Origin of the sequence: Leclercia sp. UBA5958, assembly GCF_002430365.1 — a bacterium.
In the GTDB taxonomy this organism is placed as follows: Bacteria; Pseudomonadota; Gammaproteobacteria; order Enterobacterales; family Enterobacteriaceae; genus Enterobacter; species Enterobacter pneumoniae.
The window spans coordinates 547820-573209 of sequence record NZ_DJCE01000004.1 but is presented as its reverse complement, the minus strand read 5'-3'; the positions used below and the strand labels follow the sequence as shown (position 1 = coordinate 573209).

Genomic DNA, 25390 nt, shown 5'->3' with positions numbered 1-25390 from the left:
CCGCCCGGGCTGAACACAATAGAGCTATACCCTTCATCATTCGAGCTGCATGACAAAACGCCTTATGCGTTTTGAGGTGCCCTAAAGCGGCCCCGCAGGACAAGGCCCTGGAATGAATCGGGTAATAAAGCCAGCCTGAATGATGACGGGTATATATTGATTTTTTAGGGATAAAAGCATGGATAAAGTGTCTTGCTGGTGGCTGTCGTGCTGCCTTTTTTCCACCCCGCTTTTCGCGGAGATATCGCCTGCCGTTATTAATCCTGCGCTTTTAAGCGAACAACAGGAACTCCCCGCCTTAAATGGCCGCGTCGCACTGCCAGCCACTAAACCCCCATCCGGAACGCTAACGGTACAGGACGCCGTCACCCGCGCCGTTACCTGGCATCCGACTATTCGCGAGGCGGTGGGCAAGCTCTATGAACAGACAGAGCAGGTGGATGTCGCGAAATCGAAATACTATCCCCAGGTCAATGCCGGGATGGAAAACGGCTATACCCATGACGGCTACGACAACGGTTTTACCCCCTCGCTGGTGCTTTCGCTTTCGCAGATGCTGTACGATTTTGGCAAGGTAGCAAGCCAGGTACGGGCAGAAAGCGCCGGTGTGGCCCAGCAGCAAGCCAATGTCCTGGTCAGCATCGATACCATCGCCCACGACACCGCCCTGGCGCTGGTGCAGGTGCAAACCTGGCAGCAGATGGTCGAGACCGCGAAAGAGCAGCTCGATGCCCTCTCCTCCATCGGCACGCTGGCACGCCAGCGTAATGACGAAGGGGCCAGCTCGCTGTCGGATGTGGTGCAGACCGAAGCGCGCATCGAGGCGGCGCGCGCCCAACTGATGCAGTATCAGGCAAGCCTGGACAGCTCCCGCGCCACGCTAATGAGCTACCTCGGCTGGGATAACCTCAATACGGTGAGCAATGACTTCCCGCAAAAGCTGGGAAAGAGTTGCGACCTGGCAGAGCCGGATGACCGCCTGGTTCCGGCCGTGCTGGCCGCCTGGGCGCAGGCCAACGTCGCCCAGGCCAACCTGGATTATGCTAATGCCCAGATGACGCCGACCCTTTCACTGGAACCGGAGGTGCGCCACTACCTTAACGATCGCTACTCGGGCAACGATGTGCGCGACCGCACCCAGTATTCGGCCTGGGTGAAAGTCCAGATGCCGCTCTATCAGGGGGGCGGCCTGACCGCTCGTCGTAACGCCGCCGGCCACGCGGTGGAGGCGGCCCAGTCAACGATCCAGCGCACGCGTCTGGAAGTGCGAAGAGATCTGCAGGAGTCCCGCAGCCAGGTGCTGAGCCTGATGAGTACCCTGCAGATTCAGGCCCGTCAGGAAACGCTCAGCCAGCGCACCCGTGAACTCTATCAACAGCAGTACCTCGACCTCGGCTCCCGTCCGCTACTGGATGTGTTGAACGCCGAGCAGGAGGTTTATCAGGCACGCTTTACCCAACAGCAAACCGCCGGACAACTGCACCAGCTTCAGCTGAATTGTCTCTACAACACCGGGCGCCTGCGCAACGCGTTCAGCCTTGATAACCGCACTATTCAGTCCGTGGAGATCCAGCCATGACGCAAAACGATTCAGATCAACAGGCGCCCCTTAGCCAGCAGTCGCTGGAGCTGTGGGCGCAGGCGTTTGGCTACGTGGCGACGCGCTACCGGGTCACCTGCTCCCCCGGCGCGCTGGTCGCCAGCGCCCCCTGGCTAAAAGATAAGCCCAAAATCCCGGCGTTGACCGGGCTGGCGCGCGACGCAGGATTAAGCTTTAAGCTGCTGAGCAACGAACAGGCATCTATTAACAGCTGGCGCTTGCCGGTGGTGGCGGAGCTGGACGATGGCAATATCGGCGTAATCGAACATTTTGACGGAGAAGATACCCTCGACGTCTGCTTCTTCGACGATAAAACGCACGTCAATCGCCTCTCGATGAGCGCCCTGCTGCCCAAAATCCGCCACGTGGTAGCCTTACGTCCGCTGTCGGCGCTGAAAGACAGCCGCGTGGATGCCTATATTTCGCAATATCGTCCTGACTGGCTCTATCGGCTGGTCATGCGCGACATGCGCCCCTATGCCTACGTGATGCTGGCGGCGCTTTTCGTTAACGTCCTGTCGCTGGCGGGTATTCTCTTCTCGATGCAGGTCTACGACCGGGTCATTCCGGCGCAGTCCTATCCCACCCTGTATGTGCTGACCATCGGGGTGCTCATCGCCACGCTGTTTGGTTTTTTACTGCGAATGGCCCGCAGCCACATCATGGATCTGCTGGGTAAACGCGCGGATTTACGCGTCTCTGACCGCGTCTTTGGGCATGCCCTGCGCCTGCGCAATAGTGCTATTCCCCGCTCTACCGGCAGCTTTATCTCGCAGCTGCGCGAGCTGGAGCAGATCCGTGAGATGGTCACCTCCTCCACGATCTCGACGATTGTCGATCTCCCCTTCTTCCTGTTGTTTGTGGTGGTGCTGGCGATTATCGCCCCGCAGCTTGCGTGGATTGCCCCGGTGGCGGCGGTGCTGATGGTGCTGCCGGGGCTGCTGTTACAGAAAAAGCTGGCGGCGCTGGCGAAGCAGGCGGCCCACGAGTCAACCCTGCGTAACGCGGTACTGGTGGAGAGCGTGCAGGGGCTGGAAGATATCAAGCTGATGCAGGCGGAGAACCGGTTTTTACAGCAGTGGAACAGCTACATCCAGATTACCGCCGAGTCCGGTCTGCGTACCCGCGAGTTGACGCAGAACCTGATCAGCTGGGGAATGACCATTCAGAGCCTGGTGTATGCCGCCGTGATTGTGGTGGGTGCCCCGATGGTGATCGAAGGGGAGATGACCACCGGTGCCGTGGTGGCCGCCTCGATGCTTGCCTCTCGCATGGTGGCGCCAATGGCCACGCTGTGTGGCGTGCTGGCCCGCTGGCAGCAGGTGAAAGCCGCCAAAGAGGGGCTGGACAGCATTATGCAGCTGCCCACTGAGAACCAGCGTGAAGAGACCCCTATCCGCCAGGATGTGTTGCGCGGTCACTACCTGTTTGAGCAGGCCCAGTTCCGCTATGGCGGCGAGGAGCAGCGTGTGGCGCTGCGCATCAACCGCCTGGAGATCAAACCTGGCGAAAAAGTGGCGATCCTCGGGCGCAACGGCGCGGGCAAATCGACGCTGCTGCAGGCGATGATCGGCGGCATGGATCTGATCGACGGCGAATCGCGAATAGATAACATCAGCCTGCCGCATCTCGACGTGGCCGATCTCCGGCGTAACGTGGGGCTAATGACCCAGAATGCCCGCCTCTTTTACGGCACCCTGCGTGAAAACATTACCCTCGGCACGCCGCGCGCTACCGACGAGGAGATCTTCCAGGTGCTGACCATGTGCGGTGCCGCGACCTTTGTCCAGAAACTGCCGAAAGGGCTGGATCACCCGATCATGGAGAACGGCGTGGGCCTCTCGGGCGGCCAGCGCCAGTCGATTTTGTTGGCACGTATGTTCCTGCGTGACCCCAATATCGTGCTGCTCGACGAGCCGACCGCCTCGCTGGATGAACATACCGAGCGCGAATTCATTCAATATTTGCAGGCCTGGCTCGGCAACCGCACGCTGATCGTCGCCACCCACCGGGTGCCGGTGCTGGAGCTGGTAGACAGGGTGGTGGTCCTGAAAGAGGGGATGCTGGTAATGGACGCGCCGAAAGCACAGGCATTAAGCAATAGCCGCATGCAGCAGCAGGCGAACGGACGGGAGTGGAAAAATGAAAATAAGTCAGCGTGACGCCGCGGCGATGGATGACCTTGATAACGCGCTCGGCAGCGAGAGCGGCTATACCGGGGCGCGCAATATTATTCTCTTTACGCTGGCGCTGTTTGTGGTGCTGGGCGCCTGGGCCTGGTGGGGGATCCTCGACGAGGTCTCCACCGGTACCGGGAAAGTGATCCCCAGCTCGCGTGAGCAAAAGCTGCAGTCCCTCGACGGGGGGATCCTTGCTGAACTGATGGTGCATGAGGGGGATCAGGTGCAGGCCGGCCAGGTCCTGGCGCGGATGGACCCTACCCGCTCTGAATCCAACGTGGGGGAGAGCGCAGCGCGTTATCGCGCCTCTCTGGCCTCCAGCGCCCGCCTCTATGCCGAGGTGAACGACCTGCCGCTGAAGTTCCCCCCTTCGCTGGCAAAGTGGACCGATCTCACCGCCAGCGAAACCCGGCTGTATAACTCCCGCCGCGCTCAGCTGGAAGATACCCAGCGCGAGTTGCGACAGGCCCTGGCGCTGGCCAATAAAGAGCTCGCCATTACCCAGCGGCTGGTGAAAACCGGTGCTGCAAGCCATGTGGAAGAGCTGCGTTTACAGCGTCAGAAGAGCGACCTGGAGCTGAAGCTTACCGATGTGCGTTCGCAATATTATGTGCAGGCCCGCGAAGCGCTCTCGAAAGCCAATGCCGAGGTGGATATGGTATCGGCGGTTCTGAAGGGGCGTGAGGACTCAGTGACGCGGCTGACGGTCAAATCCCCGGTACGGGGGATTGTGAAAAACATCAAAGTGACAACTATCGGTGGCGTTATTCCGCCCAACGGTGAGCTGATGGAGATTGTACCGGTGGACGATCATCTGCTGATCGAAACGCGTCTTTCGCCGCGTGATATCGCTTTTATCCACCCTGACCAGAAGGCGCTGGTGAAGATCTCCGCCTATGATTACGCCATCTACGGTGGGCTGGAAGGCGTGGTCGAGACCATCTCACCGGATACGATTCAGGACGAAGCCAAACCCGAAGTCTTCTACTACCGGGTCTTTATCCGCACCAATCAGGATTATCTGGTGAACAAGGCAGGAAGGCACTTTTCGATTGTGCCCGGAATGATTGCGACTGTGGATATTAAGACCGGTGAGAAGTCGGTGCTCGACTATATGATCAAGCCGTTCAACCGCGCAAAAGAGGCGCTGAGAGAGCGGTAATTTTTTCGAAGGCCCTCGCCTCCTGGAGGGCCCTTCTTCCCGTCAGGTCTGAAGCCGCCTCGCAAAATTTATATTTTCACCCTTCTTTAGAGCCGAACCGCTTCCCGAGCCGTCACGACTGATTAAAACTTAGTCTAAGGATAGATATTGCTCAGGGAGGGCAAAATGGATGAACAGGCGGACTGGCAAGCACCCTTTTGTGAAGACTGCGGTCATGGGATGGTGTACCGAACCTTTACCCTTGGCGGCAGGCTCTATGCTGTCGGATTTGAGAAAGTAGACGTCCTGCAAGATTTTACACATAAAGGGGGCAGTATTCTGAAATTTACTGCCTCTGCTTCGCGCTCCTTCAATAATCTGTGGGCTGTTATTTTCGACGAAATAGATCATGAAGCCCTGGATTTCAAAGGGTTCAGGCATATTCCGCATTCTGGCCTTTCGGGTGGACGCGTATTGTTTAAAGTTGCACGTATAATTTTTGAGCATTACTCTGCTGCGAGGGCTGGTGCCTATGTTTTTTCTGCGGCCACTGACCCTCTCGGTTTACGCAAGGACGACCTGGTAGATCTTTACAGTCGGATTTTAGGTCTGACTGGCTATCCGAAAAGTCGATTGTTCAAAACGTTGTTTAACGGATGGCAGGCATATAGCAACTGCGCATCAGGAGGAAGGGAATATGTCGTTACCACAGATCGTTACTGAGCTCCATGTCACCACACCTGAGCTTCTTTTTATAGAAATGAGTAAAAGGCTACGGCTGGCAGCATGTCGTGATATTCGTAATAAACTCAAATCAGGAGAAATAACCTTTACGAATGGGCGTTTCACTGGCGAATGTCTACAGGTTGAGCGCCCTCCACGTCGTTGATTTATAGTGAGAACGACCCGGCAAACTGAGCCACACTCGCCGGGTCGATGGCACATTAGCCTGTTCTTGCCGCTTTCGCCTCATACTATGGATGCAAAATCTCACTTATTTTCTTCATCATTGCCAACACATTTTTATGGAATAATTAAGAGTGATCTGGAAATTTATATAGAATATATTTCAAAATGAATCCAACGTGACTCACCAATAATAAACAATCAGTTTTTTTTATTTTTATACTATGGTCGACCCCTTACAGCAGTAGATTATTTAAGCAATTCTCAACACTCCAACAGTGAGGCCATTAACCGGACTGCAAACCCCTTCAGAATAATTAAGAATTGTCTCAACAATTTTATTTTTTTATAGGCTATAAGCCCTTACAGGACCTATGTAAACTTACGTAAAGAACCCCGCCACGTCTGGCACTCAATGCTGAACCGCAACGTAAAAGTAATTTAGCGCTGCGCTTAAGCGGAAGAGCGATGCAATACATCATCTTGCCGCAGTTTATTATAAAAACAACCGAAGCGATAATGTGTTAAAAAACTAAAACCCTTAGTGAAATATCTAAAAACATCGATTTGACTCCCGCCGAATAAAAACTAAATTTGATCCTGAACGACATATTGATACGAACACATCGTATCTTAACTGACATAAATGCAACATGTGAGGGTTGAAATATGGCAGATCAACGTGGTGGTTCAGGTAATTTCTCTCAAGACCGTGAAAAAGCGTCTGAAGCAGGGAAAAAAGGTGGTCAGCAAAGCGGCGGTAACTTTAAAAACGATCCGCAGCGCGCCTCTGAAGCTGGCAAAAAAGGGGGTCAGAATAGCCATGGTGGCGGACGGAAATCTGACAACTCCTAATTAGTTTTTCATCTTACTAGTGAAGTGAAAAATGAGAGAGCTGCGGGCTTGCGGGCTCGCAGTATTTTACTGTCATCAATAACGGAGCGATCTTATGAATATGAAATCTATGGAAGATGTTTTTATTCATCTGCTATCAGACACCTACAGCGCAGAAAAGCAGCTGACACGTGCGCTGGCGAAACTTGCTCGTGAGGCTTCAAGTGAAAAATTGAGCGCTGCCTTTAAAGCGCACCTTGAAGAGACGCAAGGACAGATCGAACGTATTGATCAGGTTGTTGAATCTGAACCAAACCTGAAAATCAAACGAATGAAGTGTGTTGCGATGGAAGGCTTAATTGAAGAAGCCAATGAAGTCATCGAAAGCACCGAGAAAAATGAAGTCCGCGATGCGGCGTTAATCGCTGCGGCGCAGAAAGTCGAACATTACGAAATTGCCAGCTACGGCACCCTGGCGACCCTCGCTGAACAGTTAGGTTATCGCAAGGCGGTAAAACTGTTGGCTGAAACGCTGGAAGAAGAGAAAGCGACAGATATTAAACTGACTGATTTGGCCGTAGGCAACATCAATCAGAAAGCCGGTAAATAATAACGTTGCAAACACACTGAGGAACAGACTATGAATCACGTAGAACATTATCATGACTGGCTACGCGATGCTCACGCGATGGAAAAGCAAGCCGAATCCATGCTCGAATCGATGGCCAGCCGCATAGACAACTATCCCGATGTACGCGCGCGTATTGAGCAGCACATCACCGAAACCAAACATCAAATTACTGTGCTGGAAGAGATCCTTGATCGCAATGATATCTCGCGCTCGCTGGTAAAAGATTCCATGAGTAAAATGGCAGCCCTGGGTCAGTCCATCGGCGGTATGTTCCCGTCAGATGAGATTGTTAAAGGCTCCATCAGCGGCTATGTTTTCGAGCAGTTCGAGATAGCCTGTTATACCTCTCTGCTGGCGGCAGCGAAGAAGGCTGGCGATACCGCATCAGTACCTGCGATTGAATCTATTCTTGCCGAAGAGCAGCAAATGGCCGACTGGCTAATCCGTCATATCCCGGATACCACGGAACAGTTCCTCCTGCGCTCCGACGCCGATGGCGTGGAAGCGAAAAAATAAATCACAGGAGAGCCTATGTTTCGACACGTAAAACAACTGCAATATACCGTGCGCGTCGCCGAGCCCAATCCGGGCCTGGCGAACCTGCTGCTTGAACAGTTTGGCGGCCCTCAGGGTGAACTGGCTGCCGCCTGCCGTTACTTCACCCAGGGGCTGGGGGATGACGATCCAGGGCGTAAAGATATGCTGATGGATATCGCCACCGAAGAGCTCAGCCACCTGGAGATTATCGGGACACTGGTTGGCATGCTTAATAAAGGCGCCAAAGGTGAACTGGCAGAAGGGACCGAAAGTGAAGCTGAACTATATCGTTCGCTAACGGCGAACGGTAACGACAGCCACATCACCTCGCTTCTGTACGGAGGTGGTCCTCCGCTGACCAACTCCGCGGGCGTCCCCTGGACGGCGGCCTATATCGACACCATCGGTGAGGCGACGGCGGATCTGCGCTCCAACATCGCGGCAGAAGCGCGCGCGAAAATCATTTATGAGCGTCTGATTAACGTCACCGACGATCCGGGCGTGAAAGATGCGCTGGCTTTTCTGATGACCCGCGAAGCGGCACACCAGCTCTCCTTTGAGAAGGCGTTGCAGTCCATTCGCAATAATTTCCCACCGGGGAAATTGCCACCCATCGAGCAATACGCCAACACCTACTACAATATGTCTGAAGGTGGTGAAATACGGGGCAGCTGGAACAGCGACAATAACTTTGAATACGTCGCTAATCCGCAGCCTGCTGTTGATGGGGGAGATGGCAGCGCGTCTGTGTCTCTGTCAAAAGAGCAAAGCGCCCTGCTTAAAGCGATGGCTAAACGTACTGAGTCGGATCCGAAAGCCGACCCTCTCACCGGCGCAGAACTGGGTGCCGGTAAGAAAAAAGCTTAACCCCTTCTACTATGCCATACCCAAATGCCCCGTCCCCACGGGGCATTCGTTGATGGGGAAGAGAACACATGTTTGAACTCGACGCATTTCATCTTGCCAGGCTGCAGTTTGCCTTTACTGTCTCGTTTCACATTATTTTTCCCGCCTTAACCATCGGCCTCGCCAGCTATCTTGTGGTGCTGGAAGGAATGTGGCTGCGCACCAAAAATGACGTCTGGCGATCGCTCTACCATTTCTGGCTCAAAATCTTCGCCGTCAACTTCGGTATGGGGGTGGTCTCGGGGCTAGTGATGGCCTATCAATTTGGCACCAACTGGAGCGGTTTTTCCCAGTTTGCCGGCAGCATCACCGGGCCGTTACTCACCTATGAGGTGCTCACCGCCTTCTTCCTCGAAGCTGGCTTCCTGGGCGTGATGCTCTTTGGCTGGAACAAGGTTGGGCCGGGGCTGCACTTCTTTGCCACCTGCATGGTGGCGCTGGGCACGCTGATGTCCACATTCTGGATCCTCGCTTCCAACAGCTGGATGCACACGCCACAGGGGTTCAGCATTGAAAATGGTCAGGTCATTCCGCAAGACTGGTTTGCCATTATCTTTAACCCGTCCTTCCCCTATCGTCTTATTCATATGTCCATCGCCGCCTTTTTGAGTAGCACCCTGTTTGTGGGGGCCTCCGGGGCGTGGCATCTGCTGCGGGGCAACAACACCCCGGCGGTGCGCAAAATGTTCTCGATGGCGCTGTGGATGGCGTTACTGGTTGCCCCGGTTCAGGCGCTGGTTGGCGATATGCACGGCCTGAATACGCTGGAGCATCAGCCCGCGAAGATTGCCGCCATTGAAGGACACTGGGAAAATCCCCCCGGCGAAGCGACGCCGCTGCTGCTCTTCGGCCTGCCCGATATGGAGGAAGAGCGGACTAAATATGGCCTCGAGATCCCGGCGCTGGGTAGCCTGATCCTGACGCACAGCCTGGATAAACAAGTTCCGGCGCTGAAGGATTTCCCGAAAGAGGATCGCCCCAACTCCACCATCGTCTTCTGGTCGTTCCGGGCCATGGTCGGTCTTGGCCTGCTGATGATTGCCCTGGGCCTCGGTAGCCTGTGGCTGCGCTACCGCAAGCGATTGTACCAGTCGCGCCCCTTCCACTGGTTTGCGCTCTGCATGGGGCCCGCCGGTGTGCTGGCGGTACTGGCGGGCTGGATCACCACCGAGGTAGGCCGACAGCCGTGGGTCGTTTATGGCTACCTACGAACCGTCGATGCCGTGTCACTGCACAGTACGTTACAGATGAGCATCAGCCTGCTGGCCTTCATCCTCGTCTACTGTTCCGTCTTTGGCGTGGGTTTGCTCTACCTGATTCGCCTGATTAAAAAAGGGCCGCAGCCGACCGAAGCGCTGACGCTGCATACCGATGGCAGGCCGGCACGTCCGCTCTCTGCGGCGGAACCGGTACCGGAAGAGGAGAAACCCTGATGGGCGTCGATATTTCAGTAATCTGGGTTGCCATAATCGTATTCGCCACCCTGATGTACATCATTATGGACGGCTTCGACCTGGGGATTGGGATGCTCTTTTATTTCGAGCGCGATCCCCAGTCGCGAGACGTGATGGTAAACAGCGTCGCACCGGTATGGGATGGCAATGAAACCTGGCTGGTGTTGGGCGGCGCGGGATTGTTTGGCGCATTTCCGCTGGCCTATGCGGTGATTATTGACGCGCTGACCATACCGCTCACCGCCATGCTGATTGGTCTTATTTTCCGCGGCGTGGCCTTTGAGTTTCGCTTCAAGGCCACCCCGTCGCACCGTAAATTCTGGGACTACTCTTTTGCAGGCGGTTCGCTGCTGGCGACCTTTAGCCAGGGCATTGTGGTTGGGGCGATGATCAACGGCTTTGAGGTGGAGGGACGTCGTTTTGTCGGCTCCTCCCTCGACTGGTTAACGCCTTTTAACCTCTTCTGCGGGCTGGGTCTGATGGTGGCCTATTCCCTGCTGGGCACCACCTGGCTGGTCATGAAAAGCGAAGGGGCGTTACAACTCCATATGCGCCATCTTACACGCCGGGTGCTGCTGGCGCTGGTGGGGGTCATTGCCGTGGTGAGTATCTGGACGCCTCTCGGCTGGCAGTATGTCTCCGACCGCTGGTTCTCGCTGCCTAATTTCTTCTGGTTCTTGCCGGTCCCGCTGCTGGTAGGGGTATTTAGCCTGTGGATATGGCGTCTCAGCCTGAACCCCAACAGCCACGTGATGCCCTTTATCTTAACGCTGGGGCTGATCTTCCTCGGCTTTAGTGGGCTGGGTATCAGCCTGTGGCCCAATCTCATTCCACCGAGTATTACCCTGTGGGATGCCGCGGCACCGCCATCAAGCCAGCTGTTTATGTTGGTGGGGACGCTGTTGATTATCCCGGTGATCCTCGTCTATACCGCCTGGAGCTACTACGTGTTTCGCGGCAAGATCTCCGGTAATGAAGGCTATCACTAAGCTGCGCCAGGGTGGGGGCGGCCCTCTTGTCTCATCAGGGCTGAAAGGGTTAACGCGGGGTCTGGTTACGCCAGCCCCCGCGGCGTTAATTAACGCTTACGACCGGTAAACAGCCGGGCGACCAGCAGACCGGCAGCCACTGCCACCGTGCCGACCAGCACCTTACCCGGTACGCCAGAGGTGATGGCCGTCGCCCGGGTATTCGCTTCTGAAGAGAAGCGGCCATGAACCTGATGCATACCGCTGACCGGCCCCGAGAGATAATCTTCCCGATCGGGCGCATTCAGCTCATTGGTCATCTGACCCTCCCACGCCTTTTTCACCATCATGCGGTCAAGCAGACCGGGAAAGAGAAACTGGCCGACAATCGACTGCAATGTACTGCGCCCAACCCAGAGCTCACGCACCGGGCGTTGTACCACGTTGTAGATGGCCTCGGCGGCTACTTCCGGTTCATACACCGGGCCCAGCGGGCGCATAGAAAAGGCAAATTTATTCCGCGCCCATGCAAACTGCGGCGTATTGAGTCCGGGCAGCTGGACCATCGCCAGGTGGATATTGATCCTCTCGTGAATCAGCTCAGTCCGCACCGCGTCGGTAAAACCGCGAATGGCCGCTTTGGCACCGCAGTAGGCTGATTGCAGGGGAATGGAGCGATAGGCCATCGCCGAGCCGACCTGAATAATCATCCCTGAATCACGAGGCGTCATCACCGCCAGCGCCGCCCGGGTGCCATTGACGTAACCCAGATAGGTGACGTCGGTGACCCGACGAAACTCGTCATCTTCCATGGCGCGAAACGGCGCCAGGACGCCACACATAGCGTTGTTGACCCACACATCAATGCTGCCAAGATGCTGCTCCATCTCCTGCGCCGCCGTCATAATGGCCTGCGCATCCGCGACATCAGCATTCACCGTATGGCATTTCACACCATGACGCGCCACCTCTTCACGTGCAACCGCAAGGCTGTGGTCATCGCGGGCAATGATCCCCACATTGAACCCCGCCCGGGCAAAACGCAGCGCCGTTGCCTTTCCTAACCCCGCCGTCGCGCCAGTAATTACCACAACACCCATCTTGCTCTCCTTAGTGCAGCTGCTTTTTCCAGTGCGGAATGCGCCGCAACAGTTCCGACAGTGCATAACGCACCGCTTTTTCGATAACGTCTTCACACTCGCCGGTAAAATGCTGCACCGCCGTACTCACCTCGCCGCGAAACCCCCAGGCAAACCAGACGGTGCCCGCGGGGGTGCCGTCATCGCCGCCGTCGGGCCCGGCGTAGCCGCTAATGGCGATGCTTAAATCCGCTGCCGCCAGCTTTAACGCACCCTGTGCCATTTCACTCACCGTCTGTCCGCTTACGGCGGTGTACTTATCCAGCGTCGCTTTACTCACCCCCAGCACTTTATGTTTGGCGTCATCGCTAAAGGTGACCACGCCAGTGTCGAAGAAGGAGGCGGTATCCGCTTCGGCGCATAACGCCGACGCCAGATTGCCGCCCGTACAGGACTCTGCCGTGGTGAGATACCAGCCCAGGTCAGGTAAAACAGTCGCAACCTGCCGGGTGAGCTCCTTAAGTGTTTTCGCTTCGTTCCAGATATTTTCTGTCATGACGCACTCTCTTCAGGAATAATAGAAATATGACCATTACGTTCAAGGATGGCATATTTAATCTCTTTCAGTTCAGTAATTCCGTGGTTTTGGCGGGCGGAGACCAAAATATCGTCGCAGGAGACATCGACTTTCTTTAATTTGTCATTTTGCAATTCCCCGTGCGACACCAAAATAACCGGTGAGCCATCCAGCACCGATTCCGCGCCATGAATATATTTTTTCAGCACGCCAAAAAGCATATCGATCACCACCAGCGTAACAATGGTTAACATTGCACCCGTGACGGAGAAATCATTCCCCAGCAGCGCCTGCTGGGTGGCTTCGCTGATAATTAACAGCAAGATGAGATCGAAGCTGGTCATTTGTAGCAGAGCGCGCCGCCCGGCGATTTTAAAGACCACCAGCAAGATCAGATAGATCGCCACCGCCCTCAGAATCATCTCCATTTCGTCCCCCTACGGATAGATAAACTGCCAGAAGCGAATGCCTGGCTCGTTATTAACGCTGACGGTGGTAACGGCTTTTCCTGGCTGGTCTGGCGTGGTGTAGAGCCAGACGGTAAAGGGCTGCTGGGGGGTGACTTCGTTATAGACCAGCACGATATCTGTCCCGTCACTACGCATTTCGTCAGGCTGCGGCCAGATATTTTCGGTTTCAAAATGGGTCATATAATCCTGCCCCAGCCGGAAGGTCAGGCGCTGGCTATTTTGCAGTTGCAGGGAAATTTTCACCTGTACCGGGGTTTGCAATCGACCAAAACGTTCGTAGTGCACCTGCAATATATTATTCGGTGATTTTTGTATCGTTTCGCTAAAATAGCCGTTGGAAAAAAAACCGGCCAGTGCGGCGACAACGATAATTAACAAAAAAATTAAACCGAAGCGGTGACACAGTGACTCAAACTGGAGCGCAAAGCGGTCTTCATCAACCCCGGGGAGGGGGGATGAAGTTTCTTTTACTTTCGTCATTTATCACCTCACCGTCTCGTTTATTAAAATTATGCAGCCAGATGATTTTTATAGATAATTTGGATTAAGACTGTTCTTGTTTGCAAAATAAAAAATAGCAACCAGGCTTAATAAGTCAAGCAAGGTTAAACCAAGGAGGCAGTATGAAATTATCCGTCGCACCCTTATTGTGTTGTTTTTTAATCCCGGCGGCCTGGGCCGATGATAATGGTGGACTGAAGAAAGATGCTGCTCCCCCGGCGCCCCACTCGCTGGATGAAGGCTATCGTGGCACAGAGGATGCCCGCATCATGACCGTCACGCAGGCCAAAGAGATGCATGATGGTGCCACTATCTCGCTGCGCGGTAATTTGATTGATGGCTCAGGCGGCGATAAATTTAAATTCCGCGATAAAACGGGCACCATTGATACCATTATTCCACAAGCCGTATTTGATGGACGTACGGTAAAACCCGATCACATGATCAGTATTAACGGCAGTCTGGATAAAAAAATGAACCCGCCAGTGGTGCGTGTGGACCACATCCAGAAATAAGCCAAATTTCACTTAAGTCTTGCGCGGGTATTTCTCCCATACCCGCTAATTACTGTTGAATATATTCTTCCCGCCCTCTACCTACCAGATTTAAGGATATTAAAACTCGGAATATTCCGGGCTTTAGGATTAATCCCTCTTTCATTCAACGCCCTTTCCTTAAACAATTTTACACAAATTCACATTGCATCCTTTTTTCTTACACGGCACGGATTTCCCATGATAGCCCGACACAGTCTCGCGTTGATAATAACGACAGCCACTGGCCTGTCTTTAATGCTCCCTGCCCATGCGGCAGACCCCGAAAACCAATTCATTATTCAGCAGCAACGTCAGAGAGCATTAGAACAACAATTAACGCCGCCGGTACCGGATGTTCGCCTGTCTGAGCCGTCGTCGGGCTTTGGCCGCATCGACTTTCCCATCGAAACGCCCTGCTTTGAGATTAAACGCGTAGCGCTAAGCGGCCAGGAGGCTCTGCCGCACTGGTTACCGCTGCAGCGCATCGCCAGTCAGGCGCAAGGTCGCTGTATCGGTGGCAAAGGGATAAACCTGCTGATGAGTACCCTGCAAAACCGCATTGTCGACCACGGCTGGATAACGACCCGCGTGCTCGCCCCTTCGCAGGATCTGAAAAGCGGCACCTTAAAACTTACGATCGTGCCGGGCTATGTGCGACACGTGAAACTCACTGAAGAGAGCGACGACTACATCCAGCTTTACAGCGCCTTCCCGGCTCATGAAGGCAATCTGCTGGATCTGCGTGACATTGAGCAGGGGCTGGAAAATTTACAGCGCTTGCCGACGGTGGAAGCCAATATGGAGTTGCTGCCCGGGGAGAAGCCCGGCGAGAGCGATATTGTGATTACCCGTAAGCAGCGCAAAATGTGGCGTCTGGGCCTGTCGCTGGACGATGCCGGTACCGAAACCACCGGCCGCTACCAGGGCGGCGTGACCCTGTCGCTGGACAACCCTTTCTCCCTTAGCGACCTGCTCTATTTTTCTGCCAGTCACGATCTCAATGACAAGAGCGGCAAAGGCAGTAAAAACTACACCGCCCACTACTCGGTGCCTTTTGGCTACTGGATGCTGGGCGTAACCGGTAGCGACTATGACTACCACCAGACCGTGGCCGGGTTGAATGGCGATTACCGCTACAGCGGCAAAAGTAAAAACCTCAACGTGCAGCTCAGCCGCGTGCTGCACCGCAGCGGCTCACAAAAAACCACCTTCACATACGATGTGATGACCCGAGAAACCCGCAACTTTATCGACGATACCGAAGTCGGCGTCCAGCGCCGCCAGACGGCGGCATGGCGCGTAGGGCTGGATCATCGCCATTACATCGGCCAGGCGACGCTGGATGCGGGCATCAGCTATCAACGCGGTACCCGCTGGTTTGGTGCCCAGCCGGCACCAGAAGAGTACTGGCGCGTGGCGACCGCCCTCAGCAAAATCACGCAGCTCAACGCTCAGCTCGATCTGCCCTTTGAGATAGGAACGCAAAACTTCCGCTACAACGTGCAGTATCTGCGCCAGATGAGCAACACCCCGCTGACGCCGCAGGATCAGTTCTCCATCGGTAACCGCTGGACCGTGCGCGGCTTCGACGGTGAGCGCACCCTGAGCGCCAGCCACGGCTGGTACGTGCGTAACGATCTGGCCTGGCGCACGCCGCTGCCGAATCAGGAGCTCTATCTTGGCGCCGACTACGGCGAAGTGGGCGGTTACAGCGCAGATATTCCGGTTGGCCGCCATCTGGCGGGCGGCGTGGTCGGCCTGCGCGGGAGTGCATTTAACACCGGTTACGATTTCTTCGCCGGTACGCCGTTCTCGAAGCCGGACGGCTTTGAAACCAGCGATCTCACGCTCGGCTTTAACCTCAACTGGAGCTGGTGATGCGCATCGGAAACCTGGAGATCAAAGCGCCGCTGATCCTCGGCGGGGAAGAGAGTGAAGCCGAAGTGCTGGGGGCCACCGTCTGGCTGTGGATGCACTCCCCGATGCACCGGGATGCCCCGCTGCACGCCCTGCCGACGCTGCTGTTACCCATTATCAAGCGCCGTCAGTACGTGCTGATCGCCGAAGGGGATCGGCCGGTTTTCTTCCTCAGTTGGGCCTGGCTGAACGAGGAGTCAGAGGCGCGCTATCTGACGCGCGCTTCCATTGAGATGCCGGAGGAGGACTGGGATAGCGGCGACCGAATCTGGTTTTGCGACTGGATCGCCCCCTTTGGGCACACCGCCGCGATGTCAGCCCTGATCCGCCGCGAAATTTTCCCCGATCACGTCTGGCGCGCGCTTTATCACCGGGGCGCCGAGCGCGGCAAGCGCGTGATGACGTTCCACGGCGATCGCGTCAGCCGGGAACAAGCAAGAGTCTGGCAACAGCAACACCCGCTCGCCGTCAACCTGCCGGAAGCGTTTAAAGGAACGAACCATGAATAAGAACCTCTACCGAATTGTCTTTAACAAAGCGCGCGGCATGCTGATGGTGGTGGCGGATATCGCCCGCTCTGGCCGCGCCGGTTCGTCCCGCGCGTCCGGTATTGGTCATACCCATAGCCGACTGATTGGCAAAGTCAGTGCCATCAGCTTTGGGCTCTGGCTGGCGATGGGGGCGATTCAGCCTGCGCAGGCCAACATCGTGGCCAATACCGGCGCGCCAAAAAATCAACAGCCGACGGTGATTAACAGCGCCAACGGCACACCGCAGGTGAATATCCAGACACCATCTAAAGCAGGCGTTTCACGCAACAGTTACACCCAGTTTGATGTGGATAAAAAAGGGGCCATCCTCAATAACTCCCACAAAAACGTGCAGACCAATCTGGGCGGCATGGTGGCGGGCAACCCATGGCTGGCGCGCGGCGAAGCCAAAGTGATCCTGAACGAGGTCAGCGCCCGCGATCCGAGCAAGCTGAACGGCATGATTGAGGTCGCCGGACAAAAAGCGCAGGTGGTGATTGCCAACCCGGCGGGCATTACCTGTAGTGGCTGCGGCTTTATCAACGCCAACCGCGCTACCCTGACCACCGGTCAGGCGCAGATGAAAGATGGCAACCTCACCGGTTTCAAAGTGGATCGCGGTGAAGTGGTGGTCGAAGGGGCCGGGATGGACACCTCCGGCGCCGATTACACCGACATTATCGCCCGCTCGGTCAAGGTGAACGCCGGGCTGTGGGCTAAAGACCTGAAGGTCACCACCGGCCGCAACAGGGTGGATGCTGCCCACGAGGTGATCGAAAAAGGCAGCGACGACCCTGCCACCCGCCCACAGCTGGCCGTGGATGTCGCCAGCCTGGGCGGCATGTATGCCGGTAAAATCCGCATGGTCGGCACCGAGAGCGGCGTCGGGGTGCGTAACGCCGGGGCCATCGGCGCCCAGGCGGGCAGCGTGACCCTTTCCGCCGACGGACGCATTGAAAACAGCGGCACCCTGCGTGCCAGCGACAACGCCAGCCTGCAAACCGCCAGCGAACTCAATAACAGCGGCGTGATCACCGCCGCCAGAGACGTCCGGGTGAGCGCGGCAAGCCTCACCGGGAGCCAGCAGAGCGTGCTGGCCGCCGGGGTGAAAAGCGACGGCAAGCTCGCCGACGCGGGAGATCTGGAACTCAGCACCCGCGGCCAGCTCAGCGCCCACGGGCAAAATCTGGCAGGCGGCAACCTCAGCGCCCGCGGCCAGGGGGTGGACCTCAGCGGCAGCCAGACCCAGGGCAAACGCCTCCTGCTCGACGGCGGCGCGGGGGATCTCAACACCGCCAGCGCGAAGGTCAACGCCAGCGAAATGACCCTGCGCACCGGGAAATTACTCAATAACGCCGGGGGCACGCTGAGCGCGGAGACGATGACTGTCAGCGCCCACGATCTCAGCAACCAGAAAGGCAAAATCGCCCACAGCGGCAGCGGCACCCTGGCAGTCGATTTGCCGGGCACCCTCGATAACCAGCAGGGGCAGATTGGCGCGGCGAACGGCGTACAGCTCAGGGCTGGCACCCTCGACAACACCGCCGGGCAGATCGTAGCGGTGGCGGGTAACACCCGGCTGGAGGCCGGGACGGTAAACAACCAGCAGGGGCTGATCTCTGCCGCTGCAGGCGACGGCGAAATTACCAGCCAGCAGGCGGTGAACAACGCCAGAGGCCGTATCGAGGCGGCGAAAACCCAGCGCATCAGCGCCGGAAGCCTCGACAACCAGCAGGGGGTGATTATCGCCGACGGGGCAACCCTGGCCCTGAATGGCGGCGCGTTTGATAACCGTGCCGGCTCCCTGCTCTCTCAGGGTTCCCTCAGCCTTGAGAGCGGCGCGCTGCACAACCAGAGCGGCTTCCTGGCAAGTGACGGCGACTTCAGCCTGAGCGCGGGCGCTGTCGACAACACCGACGGCCAGATTGGCGCTAATAACACGTTGACCGCCAGTTTCGACAGGCTCAGCAACAGCGGCGGCGCGCTGAAATCGGTCGGGGCCATGACCCTCAACGGCGGCCTGCTGGATAACAGCCAGGGCACCACCTTCTCCGGGGAGAGCCTCGCCTTTAACGGCGGCACGCTGAACAATACCGCCGGACAGGTGGCGGCGGCAAAGGGCCTGTCGTTGGCTACCACGCAGATTATCAATAACAGAGGCGTGCTGCAGGGCGACGGCGTGAACGTCACCTCAAGTGCCATCGATAATAGCGCAGGTACCCTTAACAGCCTGGGGGCGCTGGCCCTCTCGGCAGACCGCCTCAATAACCAGGCGGGCACGCTGGCCGCCAGCGACGCGGCGGATATTGCAGCCACGGATCTTGATAACCGCAGCGGTGGGCGGGTGATTGGCGAAGCCGATACCGCCCTGCACAGCCAGAATCTGCAAAACGGCGGGGGGCAGATCCAGTCGGTGGGCGAACTGCTCCTCGACGGCGCCCGGGGCGTGGTGGATAACGCTTCCGGGCTGATCCGCAGCGGCAAAAGCGTGACCCTCAATGCCCTGAACTTTGTTAACCAGGATACCCTCGGTGAAAACCAGGGGCTGGAGGGCCAGAGCCTGACGCTCAATACCGGTGCCCTGGATAACCAGCGCGGCAGCATCCTGGCGAATAACACGCTGAACATCGATAACAGCGGCGTGCTGAACAACAGCGCCGGGGCGCTGGCCTCCGGTGACACCCTGGATCTTAGCGGTAGCGGCCTGAATCTGGTCAACGCAGGCGGCACCCTGAAAGCGGGTAAAACCCTGAACGTAGACGCGGCGTCGCTGGATGCCAGCGGCCAGCTGCTGTCGCTGGGGGATATGGATCTCCACAGCGCTAACGGCGTGAACAATACCGGCACCACCATCGCCAACGGCAACCTGACCTTCACCACCGACGGGGATCTCACCAACAGCGGCCAGCTGATGGCGGGCAGCGCCCTCAATGTGCAGAGCGCCAACCTGACCAACCTCGCCAGCGGCGACATCAACGCCGGGAGCACCACCCTGACGGCCACCGGCACGGTACGCAATACCGGTCTGATCGACGGGATCACCACCCGCATCAATGCGAACACCCTGACCAACATCGGCACCGGACGGATCTACGGCGACGCGGTGGGCGTAAATGTGGATACCTTCAACAACCTCGCCGAAAACGGCACCGCGGCGACGCTGGCCGGGCGCGAGCGTGTGAACCTCGGCGTGCAGACCCTGAACAACGCCGACCACGGCCTGATCTACAGCGCAGGCAGCATGACTATCGGCGGCGCGCTGGACGACAACGGCGCCGTTACCGCCCGCGCGGGCACCATTAACAACCACAGTTCGACCATCGAGTCCGCCGGGGATATGGCGATTGCCGCCGGGCAGATCAACAACATCAACGACCACTTCTCCACCGAGGTGGTGCGGGTGTCGCAGGACGAGCTGACCGACTACCAGCACACGGGTTCAACCAACCGCTGGAGTTCAACTGAGCAAGGCGTGTGGGTGGATGACAACTCCGCCGATGGCCTGAAAAACCTTAACACGCCGGAGCGATCCGGCCACGGCAACGATAATTTCAACCAGTACAACTACACCCGCACGATCGACGAAACCCGGATCAAAGAGAGCGACCCGGCGAAGATCCTCGCCGGGGGCAACCTGCTCCTGACCGGCGACAAACTGTTTAACGACAAGAGCCAGGTGATTGCGGGCGGCACCCTGGGGATTGACCAGATGGGCAGCGTGAAGAACGAGGACGTGCCCGGCCAGCGCTTTACCACCGATGAGGGTACCGTCACCCACTACTACCGTATTCGCCACAAAGGCGACGACGAGCAGGGACGCGATCGCACGGCCTACACCCCGCCAACCACCATTCAGGATATCGCCCTGAAACCGGGCCAACTGGTCAGCAACGGCAGCGTCGAGGGGAGCAATCTCAGTATCACTCCGCTGGTGTTGCAGGGAACGGACGTGGCGATTGGGCAGGCTGCGGGCGTGAAACCCACGCCGCAGCAGACCGTTTCGCCGGGCGAGCCGGTGACCCCGCCTGCCGGGCAGCAGTTTGAAGTGACCCCGGCCGACGGCGCGATCCGCATTATCGGCCCGAATACCACCCTGCCGGATAACAGCCTGTTCAAGGTGAATCCGTCGGCGGAGGTGCCGTATCTGGTGGAGACCGATCCGCGCTTTACCAACGAGCGCCAGTGGCTCGGCAGCGACTATATGCAGGACGCCTTTACCGCTAACGGCGACAACACCCAGAAACGGCTGGGGGATGGCTACTACGAGCAGCGCCTGATCCGCGAGCAGGTGATTGGCATTACCGGCCAGCGCTATCTCGACGGCTACAACAACGACGAAGAGCAGTACAAAGCGCTCATGGATCGCGGCATTACCTTCGGCAAGCAGTATGACCTGAAGCTCGGCGTGGCGCTGACGTCGGAGCAGATGGCGCTCCTGACCGGGGATATCGTCTGGCTGGTTAACACCCAGGTGAAGATGCCGAACGGCTCAATGGAAAACGTACTGGTCCCGCAGGTTTACGCCAAAGTGAAACCGGGCGATATCGACGGCTCCGGGGCGCTGATTGCCGGGAACAACGTCTCCATTAAGCTCAACGGCAACCTGTTCAACCGCGGGACGATTGCCGGGCGCAATGTGTTGCAGCTTGATGCCGACAACATCACCAACCAGACCGGCACCATTCAGGGGGCAGACGTCAACCTGAACGCCCGCACCGATATCAACAATATTGGCGGCGCCATCGTGGGCGACAGCAGCGTGCTGGCCCGCGCCGGACGTGACATCACCCTCACCAGTACCACCACCAGCGCCTCCAGCGTGAACGGTGAGAACAGCTTTGCCCGGACCACCATCAACAGCGTCTCCGGCATTTACGTGCAGGGCGACGACGGTAAGCTGGCGTTGCAGTCCGGGCGGGATATCACCCTGACCGGGGCGCAGGTGATCGCCAGCGGCGAGAACGGCAAAGCGCAGCTGGTGGCCGGGCGGGATATGACCCTGAATACGGTGGAAACCGCCAGCCGCGATAATCTGGTGTGGGATGGCAATAACAGCCTGAAACAGGGGCAGACCAACAGCATCGGCAGCGAAGTGACGGGTAAAGGTGACGTCACTCTGGCCGCCGGGAACGATCTCAACGCCCGCGCAGCCGCCCTCTCCGCTGGCCAGGCGCTGAACGTCAGCGCCGGGAATAACCTGACCCTGACGGCGGGCGAGAATACGCAGGATCTGGACGAACGGCATAAAGTGGTGGGCGGTAACGGCTTCCTGTCGAAAACCACCACCACCACCCGCGACCAGATTGACCGCCAGACGGTGCAGAGCAGCGAGCTGAACGGCGACACCGTTAACCTGACCGCAGGAAACGATCTCACCGTGCGCGGCAGCAACGTGGCGGGTACGGGCGATGTCGCCCTGCTGGCAGGCAACAACCTGAGCGTCGAGACCCAGGCCGAACGTAATAACGAACTGCACCAGAAGCAGGAGAAAAAATCGGGGCTGTTAAGCTCGGGTGGGATCGGCTTTAGCGTCGGCACCCAGAGCATCAAAACCACCGACACCGGCGCGGACGCCACCCAGGCGGGCAGCACGGTGGGCAGCGTCAATGGCGACCTGAGCCTGCGGGCGGGCGATCGCCTGACGGTGAGCGGCTCCGATTTGGTGGCCGGTCAGGATATGGCCCTCAGCGGTAAAAACGTCGATATCACGGCGGTGAACAACCGCAGCCAGCAGACCCATGAGGTGGAGCAAAAAACCTCCGGGCTGACGCTGGCGCTCTCCGGCACCGTCGGCAGCGCGCTCAACAGCGCCGTCGAGGCCTCCCAGCAGGCGAAATCCTCCGGCAGCAGCCGCCTGCAGGCATTGCAGGGCGTGAAGGCGGCGCTCTCCGGCGTACAGGCCGCGCAGGCTGCGCGCATGGATCAGGCCATGGGCGCGGATGCCTCTAACACCAACACGGTGGGTATTAGCCTCTCTTACGGCAGCCAGTCGTCAAAATCGACCCAGTACAGCGAGCAGAACACCGCTCAAGGCAGCACCCTCAACGCCGGGCGCGATCTCAGCGTGATCGCCACCGGCAGCGGCACGCGCGGCGCGGACGGGGATCTGACCGTGGAAGGCAGCCAGCTGAAGGCGGGCAACGATATCACCCTTGCCGCCAACCGCGATCTGTACCTGCGCTCGGCGCAAAACACCCAGCTGCTGGACGGCAAAAATGAGAGCAAGGGCGGCAGCGTCGGGGTTGGCATCGGCGTGGGCTCCGGCGGCTTTGGCCTTAACATCTCCGCCAGCGTCAACCGCGGCAAAGGCAACGAGAGCGGCAACGGTACCACCCACAGCGAGACTACCGTGGACGCGGGCCGCCAGGTGAATCTCCTGACCGGACGTGACGCCACCCTGACCGGGGCGCAGGTGAGTGGCGAAACCGTGAAAGCGGATATTGGCCGCAACCTGACGCTCACCTCCGAGCAGGACAGCGATCGCTACGACTCGAAACAGCAGAACGCCAGCGCGGGGGGGAGCTTCAGCATCGGCTCCATGACCGGCTCGGCCAGCGTCAACGTCAGCCGCGACAAGATGCACAGCAACTACGACTCGGTGGTGGAACAGACCGGGATCTTCGCGGGCAAAGGCGGCTACGACGTGACCGTGGGCGAGCATACCCAGCTCAACGGGGCGGTGATTGGCTCGACGGCAACCGCCGATAAAAACCGTCTCGATACCGGCACCATCGGCTTTAGCGATATTGAAAACCGCGCCGATTTCGAAGTGGAACACCAGAGCGTGGGCATGAGCACCGGGGGCAGCATCGGCAGCCAGTTTGCTGGCAACATGGCTAACGGCCTGCTGGTGGGCGCGAACCGCGACGGGCATGACAGCAGCACCACGCACGCGGCGGTATCGGAAGGTACGTTGATCGTCCGCGACCCGACTCGTCAGACGCAGGATATCAACCAGCTCAGCCGCGACGTGGAACATGCCAACCAGACGCTCTCCCCTATCTTCGACAAAGAGAAAGAGCAGGAGCGACTCCAGCAGGCGCAGCTGATCGGCGAGATTGGTAATCAGGTGGCGGATATTGCCCGCACCGAGGGCAGCATCCGGGCCACTAACGCCGCGAAAGAGAAGCTGAATCACGTCAACGCACAGGATCTGCAGGAGGCGAAAGCCGCGTGGGAAAAAGCCAACCCGGGCAAAACCGCGACGCTGGAAGATATTAACGGCCAGATCTACCAGACGGCCTACAACGACGCGCTCAGCGCCTCGGGCTTTGGCACCGGCGGTCAGTATCAGCAGGCGATTCAGGCGGCGACGGCGGCGGTTCAGGGCCTGGCCAGGAGCGATCTCAGCGCGGCCCTTGCTGGCGGTGCTGCGCCGTACGTGGCGGAGGTGATTGGTCACTACAGCGGCCTGAACGACGCGGGCAAAGTGGCCGCCCACGCGGTGGTCAACGCCGCGCTGGCCGCCGCGCAGGGGCAGGACGCGCTGGCGGGTGCCGCCGGTGCCGCCACGGGCGAGCTGGTGGGGATGATCGCCCTCGAGATGTACGGTAAACCTGCCGATGAGCTGGATGAAACCCAGAAGCAGACGGTCTCTGCGCTGGCGACGCTGGCGGCAGGCTTGTCCGGCGGGCTGGCGGGCGACAGCTCTGCGTCTGCCGTGGCGGGAGCGCAGGCGGGTAAGACGACGGTTGAGAATAACTATTTGAGCGTGGAGGAAGCAGAAAGAAAAAGGGTCCTGGAGCGTAAAGAGCAAGCCGGAAATATCACACCGGACGAAAAAAATGAATTAACAGCCATCGGGCAGTTAGACAAAGCGCGAGACCTGGCAATAAAGTCAGTATGTACCGATGGAAACAAAGGCGGGGCAGCTTGTAGAGCCTTGATTGGTCCGGCAGAGGAAGCGCTGAAGAAATATGGCAAAAACGTCACCTATTCGTTGTTGTATAAAGACCTCTACCCGCAGGATGCTAAAAATGTAGAAAGCGTGCTTCAGGGACTTGATGCAGGAAGCATTACCCGCGACCAGGCAATTACAGCAATAGCAAAAGAATCGCATGACAGCTGGGAAAATGTAGCTAAACAATACGATACAGTCATGCAGGCTCATGCCCTGACTTCAGCACTGGCGGGCTTCACTGGCCTGAAGGGCATGACGGAAAAACCAACCGGGCCGGGCAGTGTAAAACCAACTGAAACTACAGCAGGAAGAACACCAGAACCAAACAGGATTGCTGCTGATGAGGAAGCAGCAGGATGGTCTCAGTATGATAAATACCGTAATGGAAATAGCGGCTGGAACTGGCCTGAAAAGTTAGGTTTTGCCGAGGCGCCAGCTCAGGCAACGCTTCCTGTGGGAACAAGGCTTGACAGGTACGGTAATACAAATGGCGCATTCTTATCACCGCTGGGTACCCCTCAGGAACAGCGTGCTTTAGCGCCGGGAACGTTAGCGGAACAGTATCATCAATATGAGGTCATCAAACCGTTGCCCGTTATACAAGGCAAAATAGCACCTGCTTTTGGGGAACCTGGCGGTGGTATTCAGATCCTGCCTAATATGAAGGATCGCGTAAATGTGCAATGGTTATTAGACAATAAATACATTCGTAAGGTGAACTGA

At 57.6% G+C, this 25390-nt stretch carries 18 protein-coding genes; 14 read left to right on the top strand and 4 right to left on the bottom strand.

Annotation, left to right across the window (positions count from 1 at the left end):
- Positions 1–178 precede the first annotated feature (178 nt).
- The 10 genes from B2Q93_RS07205 (at position 179) to cydB (ending at position 11178) form a co-directional block, all read left to right on the top strand.
- Positions 179–1579 carry a TolC family outer membrane protein gene (locus B2Q93_RS07205; RefSeq protein WP_040074352.1) on the top strand — a complete coding sequence of 467 codons (1401 nt, stop codon included), beginning with the start codon at positions 179–181 and terminating at the stop codon, positions 1577–1579.
- Positions 1576–3762 (top strand): type I secretion system permease/ATPase, encoded by a 2187-nt coding sequence (locus B2Q93_RS07200; protein ID WP_286932339.1) that lies wholly within the window; start codon positions 1576–1578, stop codon positions 3760–3762. The genes B2Q93_RS07205 and B2Q93_RS07200 overlap by 4 nt, the downstream gene beginning before the upstream one ends.
- Before the next feature lie 10 nt (positions 3763–3772).
- Complete coding sequence (locus B2Q93_RS07195) at positions 3773–4942, top strand: HlyD family efflux transporter periplasmic adaptor subunit (protein WP_154298883.1); 1170 nt, start codon at positions 3773–3775, stop codon at positions 4940–4942.
- Between the two features lie 165 nt (positions 4943–5107).
- Entirely contained in the window at positions 5108–5644 is a 537-nt protein-coding gene (locus B2Q93_RS07190; RefSeq protein WP_286932337.1) for a hypothetical protein, read from the top strand.
- Positions 5645–6496: 852 nt separating this feature from the next.
- Positions 6497–6682, top strand: a complete 186-nt coding sequence (locus tag B2Q93_RS07185; RefSeq protein WP_040074347.1) for a general stress protein — start codon at positions 6497–6499, stop codon at positions 6680–6682.
- Positions 6683–6776: 94 nt separating this feature from the next.
- A complete protein-coding gene (locus B2Q93_RS07180) occupies positions 6777–7271 on the top strand; it encodes a ferritin-like domain-containing protein (RefSeq protein ID WP_040074346.1) in 495 nt (164 codons plus the stop codon).
- Positions 7272–7301: 30 nt separating this feature from the next.
- Positions 7302–7808 (top strand): ferritin-like domain-containing protein, encoded by a 507-nt coding sequence (locus B2Q93_RS07175; RefSeq protein WP_040074345.1) that lies wholly within the window; start codon positions 7302–7304, stop codon positions 7806–7808.
- Between the two features lie 15 nt (positions 7809–7823).
- The gene (locus B2Q93_RS07170) at positions 7824–8696 is read left to right on the top strand and encodes a manganese catalase family protein (protein WP_286932336.1); all 873 of its coding nucleotides are present in this window, start codon (positions 7824–7826) and stop codon (positions 8694–8696) included.
- A 68-nt stretch (positions 8697–8764) separates the two neighbouring features.
- Positions 8765–10168 (top strand): cytochrome ubiquinol oxidase subunit I, encoded by a 1404-nt coding sequence (locus B2Q93_RS07165; RefSeq protein WP_286932334.1) that lies wholly within the window; start codon positions 8765–8767, stop codon positions 10166–10168.
- Positions 10168–11178, top strand: a complete 1011-nt coding sequence (gene cydB, locus B2Q93_RS07160; protein WP_040074342.1) for a cytochrome d ubiquinol oxidase subunit II — start codon at positions 10168–10170, stop codon at positions 11176–11178. Before B2Q93_RS07165 ends, cydB begins: the two co-directional genes overlap by 1 nt.
- 89 nt (positions 11179–11267) lie before the next feature.
- Here cydB and B2Q93_RS07155 read toward each other — a convergent pair whose 3' ends face one another.
- Genes B2Q93_RS07155 through B2Q93_RS07140 form a run of 4 tightly spaced genes read right to left on the bottom strand, consistent with a single transcriptional unit; the run spans position 11268 to position 13763 of the window.
- Positions 11268–12257 (bottom strand): SDR family oxidoreductase, encoded by a 990-nt coding sequence (locus B2Q93_RS07155; protein ID WP_207292258.1) that lies wholly within the window; start codon positions 12255–12257, stop codon positions 11268–11270.
- A 10-nt stretch (positions 12258–12267) separates the two neighbouring features.
- Complete coding sequence (locus tag B2Q93_RS07150) at positions 12268–12792, bottom strand: 2-oxo-tetronate isomerase (protein ID WP_046886092.1); 525 nt, start codon at positions 12790–12792, stop codon at positions 12268–12270.
- Positions 12789–13241, bottom strand: a complete 453-nt coding sequence (locus tag B2Q93_RS07145) for a DUF421 domain-containing protein (protein ID WP_040074339.1) — start codon at positions 13239–13241, stop codon at positions 12789–12791. Before B2Q93_RS07145 ends, B2Q93_RS07150 begins: the two co-directional genes overlap by 4 nt.
- A gap of 9 nt (positions 13242–13250) precedes the next feature.
- Positions 13251–13763, bottom strand: a complete 513-nt coding sequence (locus B2Q93_RS07140) for a hypothetical protein (protein WP_286932332.1) — start codon at positions 13761–13763, stop codon at positions 13251–13253.
- Positions 13764–13906: 143 nt separating this feature from the next.
- Between B2Q93_RS07140 and B2Q93_RS07135 the strand changes: the two genes are divergently transcribed.
- The 4 genes from B2Q93_RS07135 (at position 13907) to B2Q93_RS07120 (ending at position 25390) form a co-directional block, all read left to right on the top strand.
- Positions 13907–14299 carry a YdeI family stress tolerance OB fold protein gene (locus tag B2Q93_RS07135; RefSeq protein ID WP_046886094.1) on the top strand — a complete coding sequence of 131 codons (393 nt, stop codon included), beginning with the start codon at positions 13907–13909 and terminating at the stop codon, positions 14297–14299.
- Between the two features lie 276 nt (positions 14300–14575).
- Positions 14576–16198 carry a ShlB/FhaC/HecB family hemolysin secretion/activation protein gene (locus B2Q93_RS07130; protein WP_286932331.1) on the top strand — a complete coding sequence of 541 codons (1623 nt, stop codon included), beginning with the start codon at positions 14576–14578 and terminating at the stop codon, positions 16196–16198.
- A complete protein-coding gene (locus tag B2Q93_RS07125) occupies positions 16198–16746 on the top strand; it encodes a toxin-activating lysine-acyltransferase (protein ID WP_286932329.1) in 549 nt (182 codons plus the stop codon). Before B2Q93_RS07130 ends, B2Q93_RS07125 begins: the two co-directional genes overlap by 1 nt.
- Positions 16739–25390, top strand: coding sequence for a hemagglutinin repeat-containing protein (locus tag B2Q93_RS07120; protein ID WP_286932327.1), 8652 nt, complete (start codon positions 16739–16741; stop codon positions 25388–25390). Before B2Q93_RS07125 ends, B2Q93_RS07120 begins: the two co-directional genes overlap by 8 nt.

Coding starts and splice junctions, on each gene's coding strand:
- B2Q93_RS07150 (WP_046886092.1), bottom strand. CDS start 12,792: ATGACAGAAAATATCTGGAACGAAGCGAAAACACTTAAGGAGCTCACC.
- B2Q93_RS07175 (WP_040074345.1), top strand. CDS start 7,302: ATGAATCACGTAGAACATTATCATGACTGGCTACGCGATGCTCACGCG.
- cydB (WP_040074342.1), top strand. CDS start 10,168: ATGGGCGTCGATATTTCAGTAATCTGGGTTGCCATAATCGTATTCGCC.
- B2Q93_RS07155 (WP_207292258.1), bottom strand. CDS start 12,257: ATGGGTGTTGTGGTAATTACTGGCGCGACGGCGGGGTTAGGAAAGGCA.
- B2Q93_RS07190 (WP_286932337.1), top strand. CDS start 5,108: ATGGATGAACAGGCGGACTGGCAAGCACCCTTTTGTGAAGACTGCGGT.
- B2Q93_RS07170 (WP_286932336.1), top strand. CDS start 7,824: ATGTTTCGACACGTAAAACAACTGCAATATACCGTGCGCGTCGCCGAG.
- B2Q93_RS07195 (WP_154298883.1), top strand. CDS start 3,773: ATGGATGACCTTGATAACGCGCTCGGCAGCGAGAGCGGCTATACCGGG.
- B2Q93_RS07120 (WP_286932327.1), top strand. CDS start 16,739: ATGAATAAGAACCTCTACCGAATTGTCTTTAACAAAGCGCGCGGCATG.
- B2Q93_RS07130 (WP_286932331.1), top strand. CDS start 14,576: ATGCTCCCTGCCCATGCGGCAGACCCCGAAAACCAATTCATTATTCAG.
- B2Q93_RS07200 (WP_286932339.1), top strand. CDS start 1,576: ATGACGCAAAACGATTCAGATCAACAGGCGCCCCTTAGCCAGCAGTCG.
- B2Q93_RS07140 (WP_286932332.1), bottom strand. CDS start 13,763: ATGACGAAAGTAAAAGAAACTTCATCCCCCCTCCCCGGGGTTGATGAA.
- B2Q93_RS07135 (WP_046886094.1), top strand. CDS start 13,907: ATGAAATTATCCGTCGCACCCTTATTGTGTTGTTTTTTAATCCCGGCG.
- B2Q93_RS07185 (WP_040074347.1), top strand. CDS start 6,497: ATGGCAGATCAACGTGGTGGTTCAGGTAATTTCTCTCAAGACCGTGAA.
- B2Q93_RS07145 (WP_040074339.1), bottom strand. CDS start 13,241: ATGGAGATGATTCTGAGGGCGGTGGCGATCTATCTGATCTTGCTGGTG.
- B2Q93_RS07165 (WP_286932334.1), top strand. CDS start 8,765: ATGTTTGAACTCGACGCATTTCATCTTGCCAGGCTGCAGTTTGCCTTT.
- B2Q93_RS07180 (WP_040074346.1), top strand. CDS start 6,777: ATGAATATGAAATCTATGGAAGATGTTTTTATTCATCTGCTATCAGAC.
- B2Q93_RS07205 (WP_040074352.1), top strand. CDS start 179: ATGGATAAAGTGTCTTGCTGGTGGCTGTCGTGCTGCCTTTTTTCCACC.
- B2Q93_RS07125 (WP_286932329.1), top strand. CDS start 16,198: ATGCGCATCGGAAACCTGGAGATCAAAGCGCCGCTGATCCTCGGCGGG.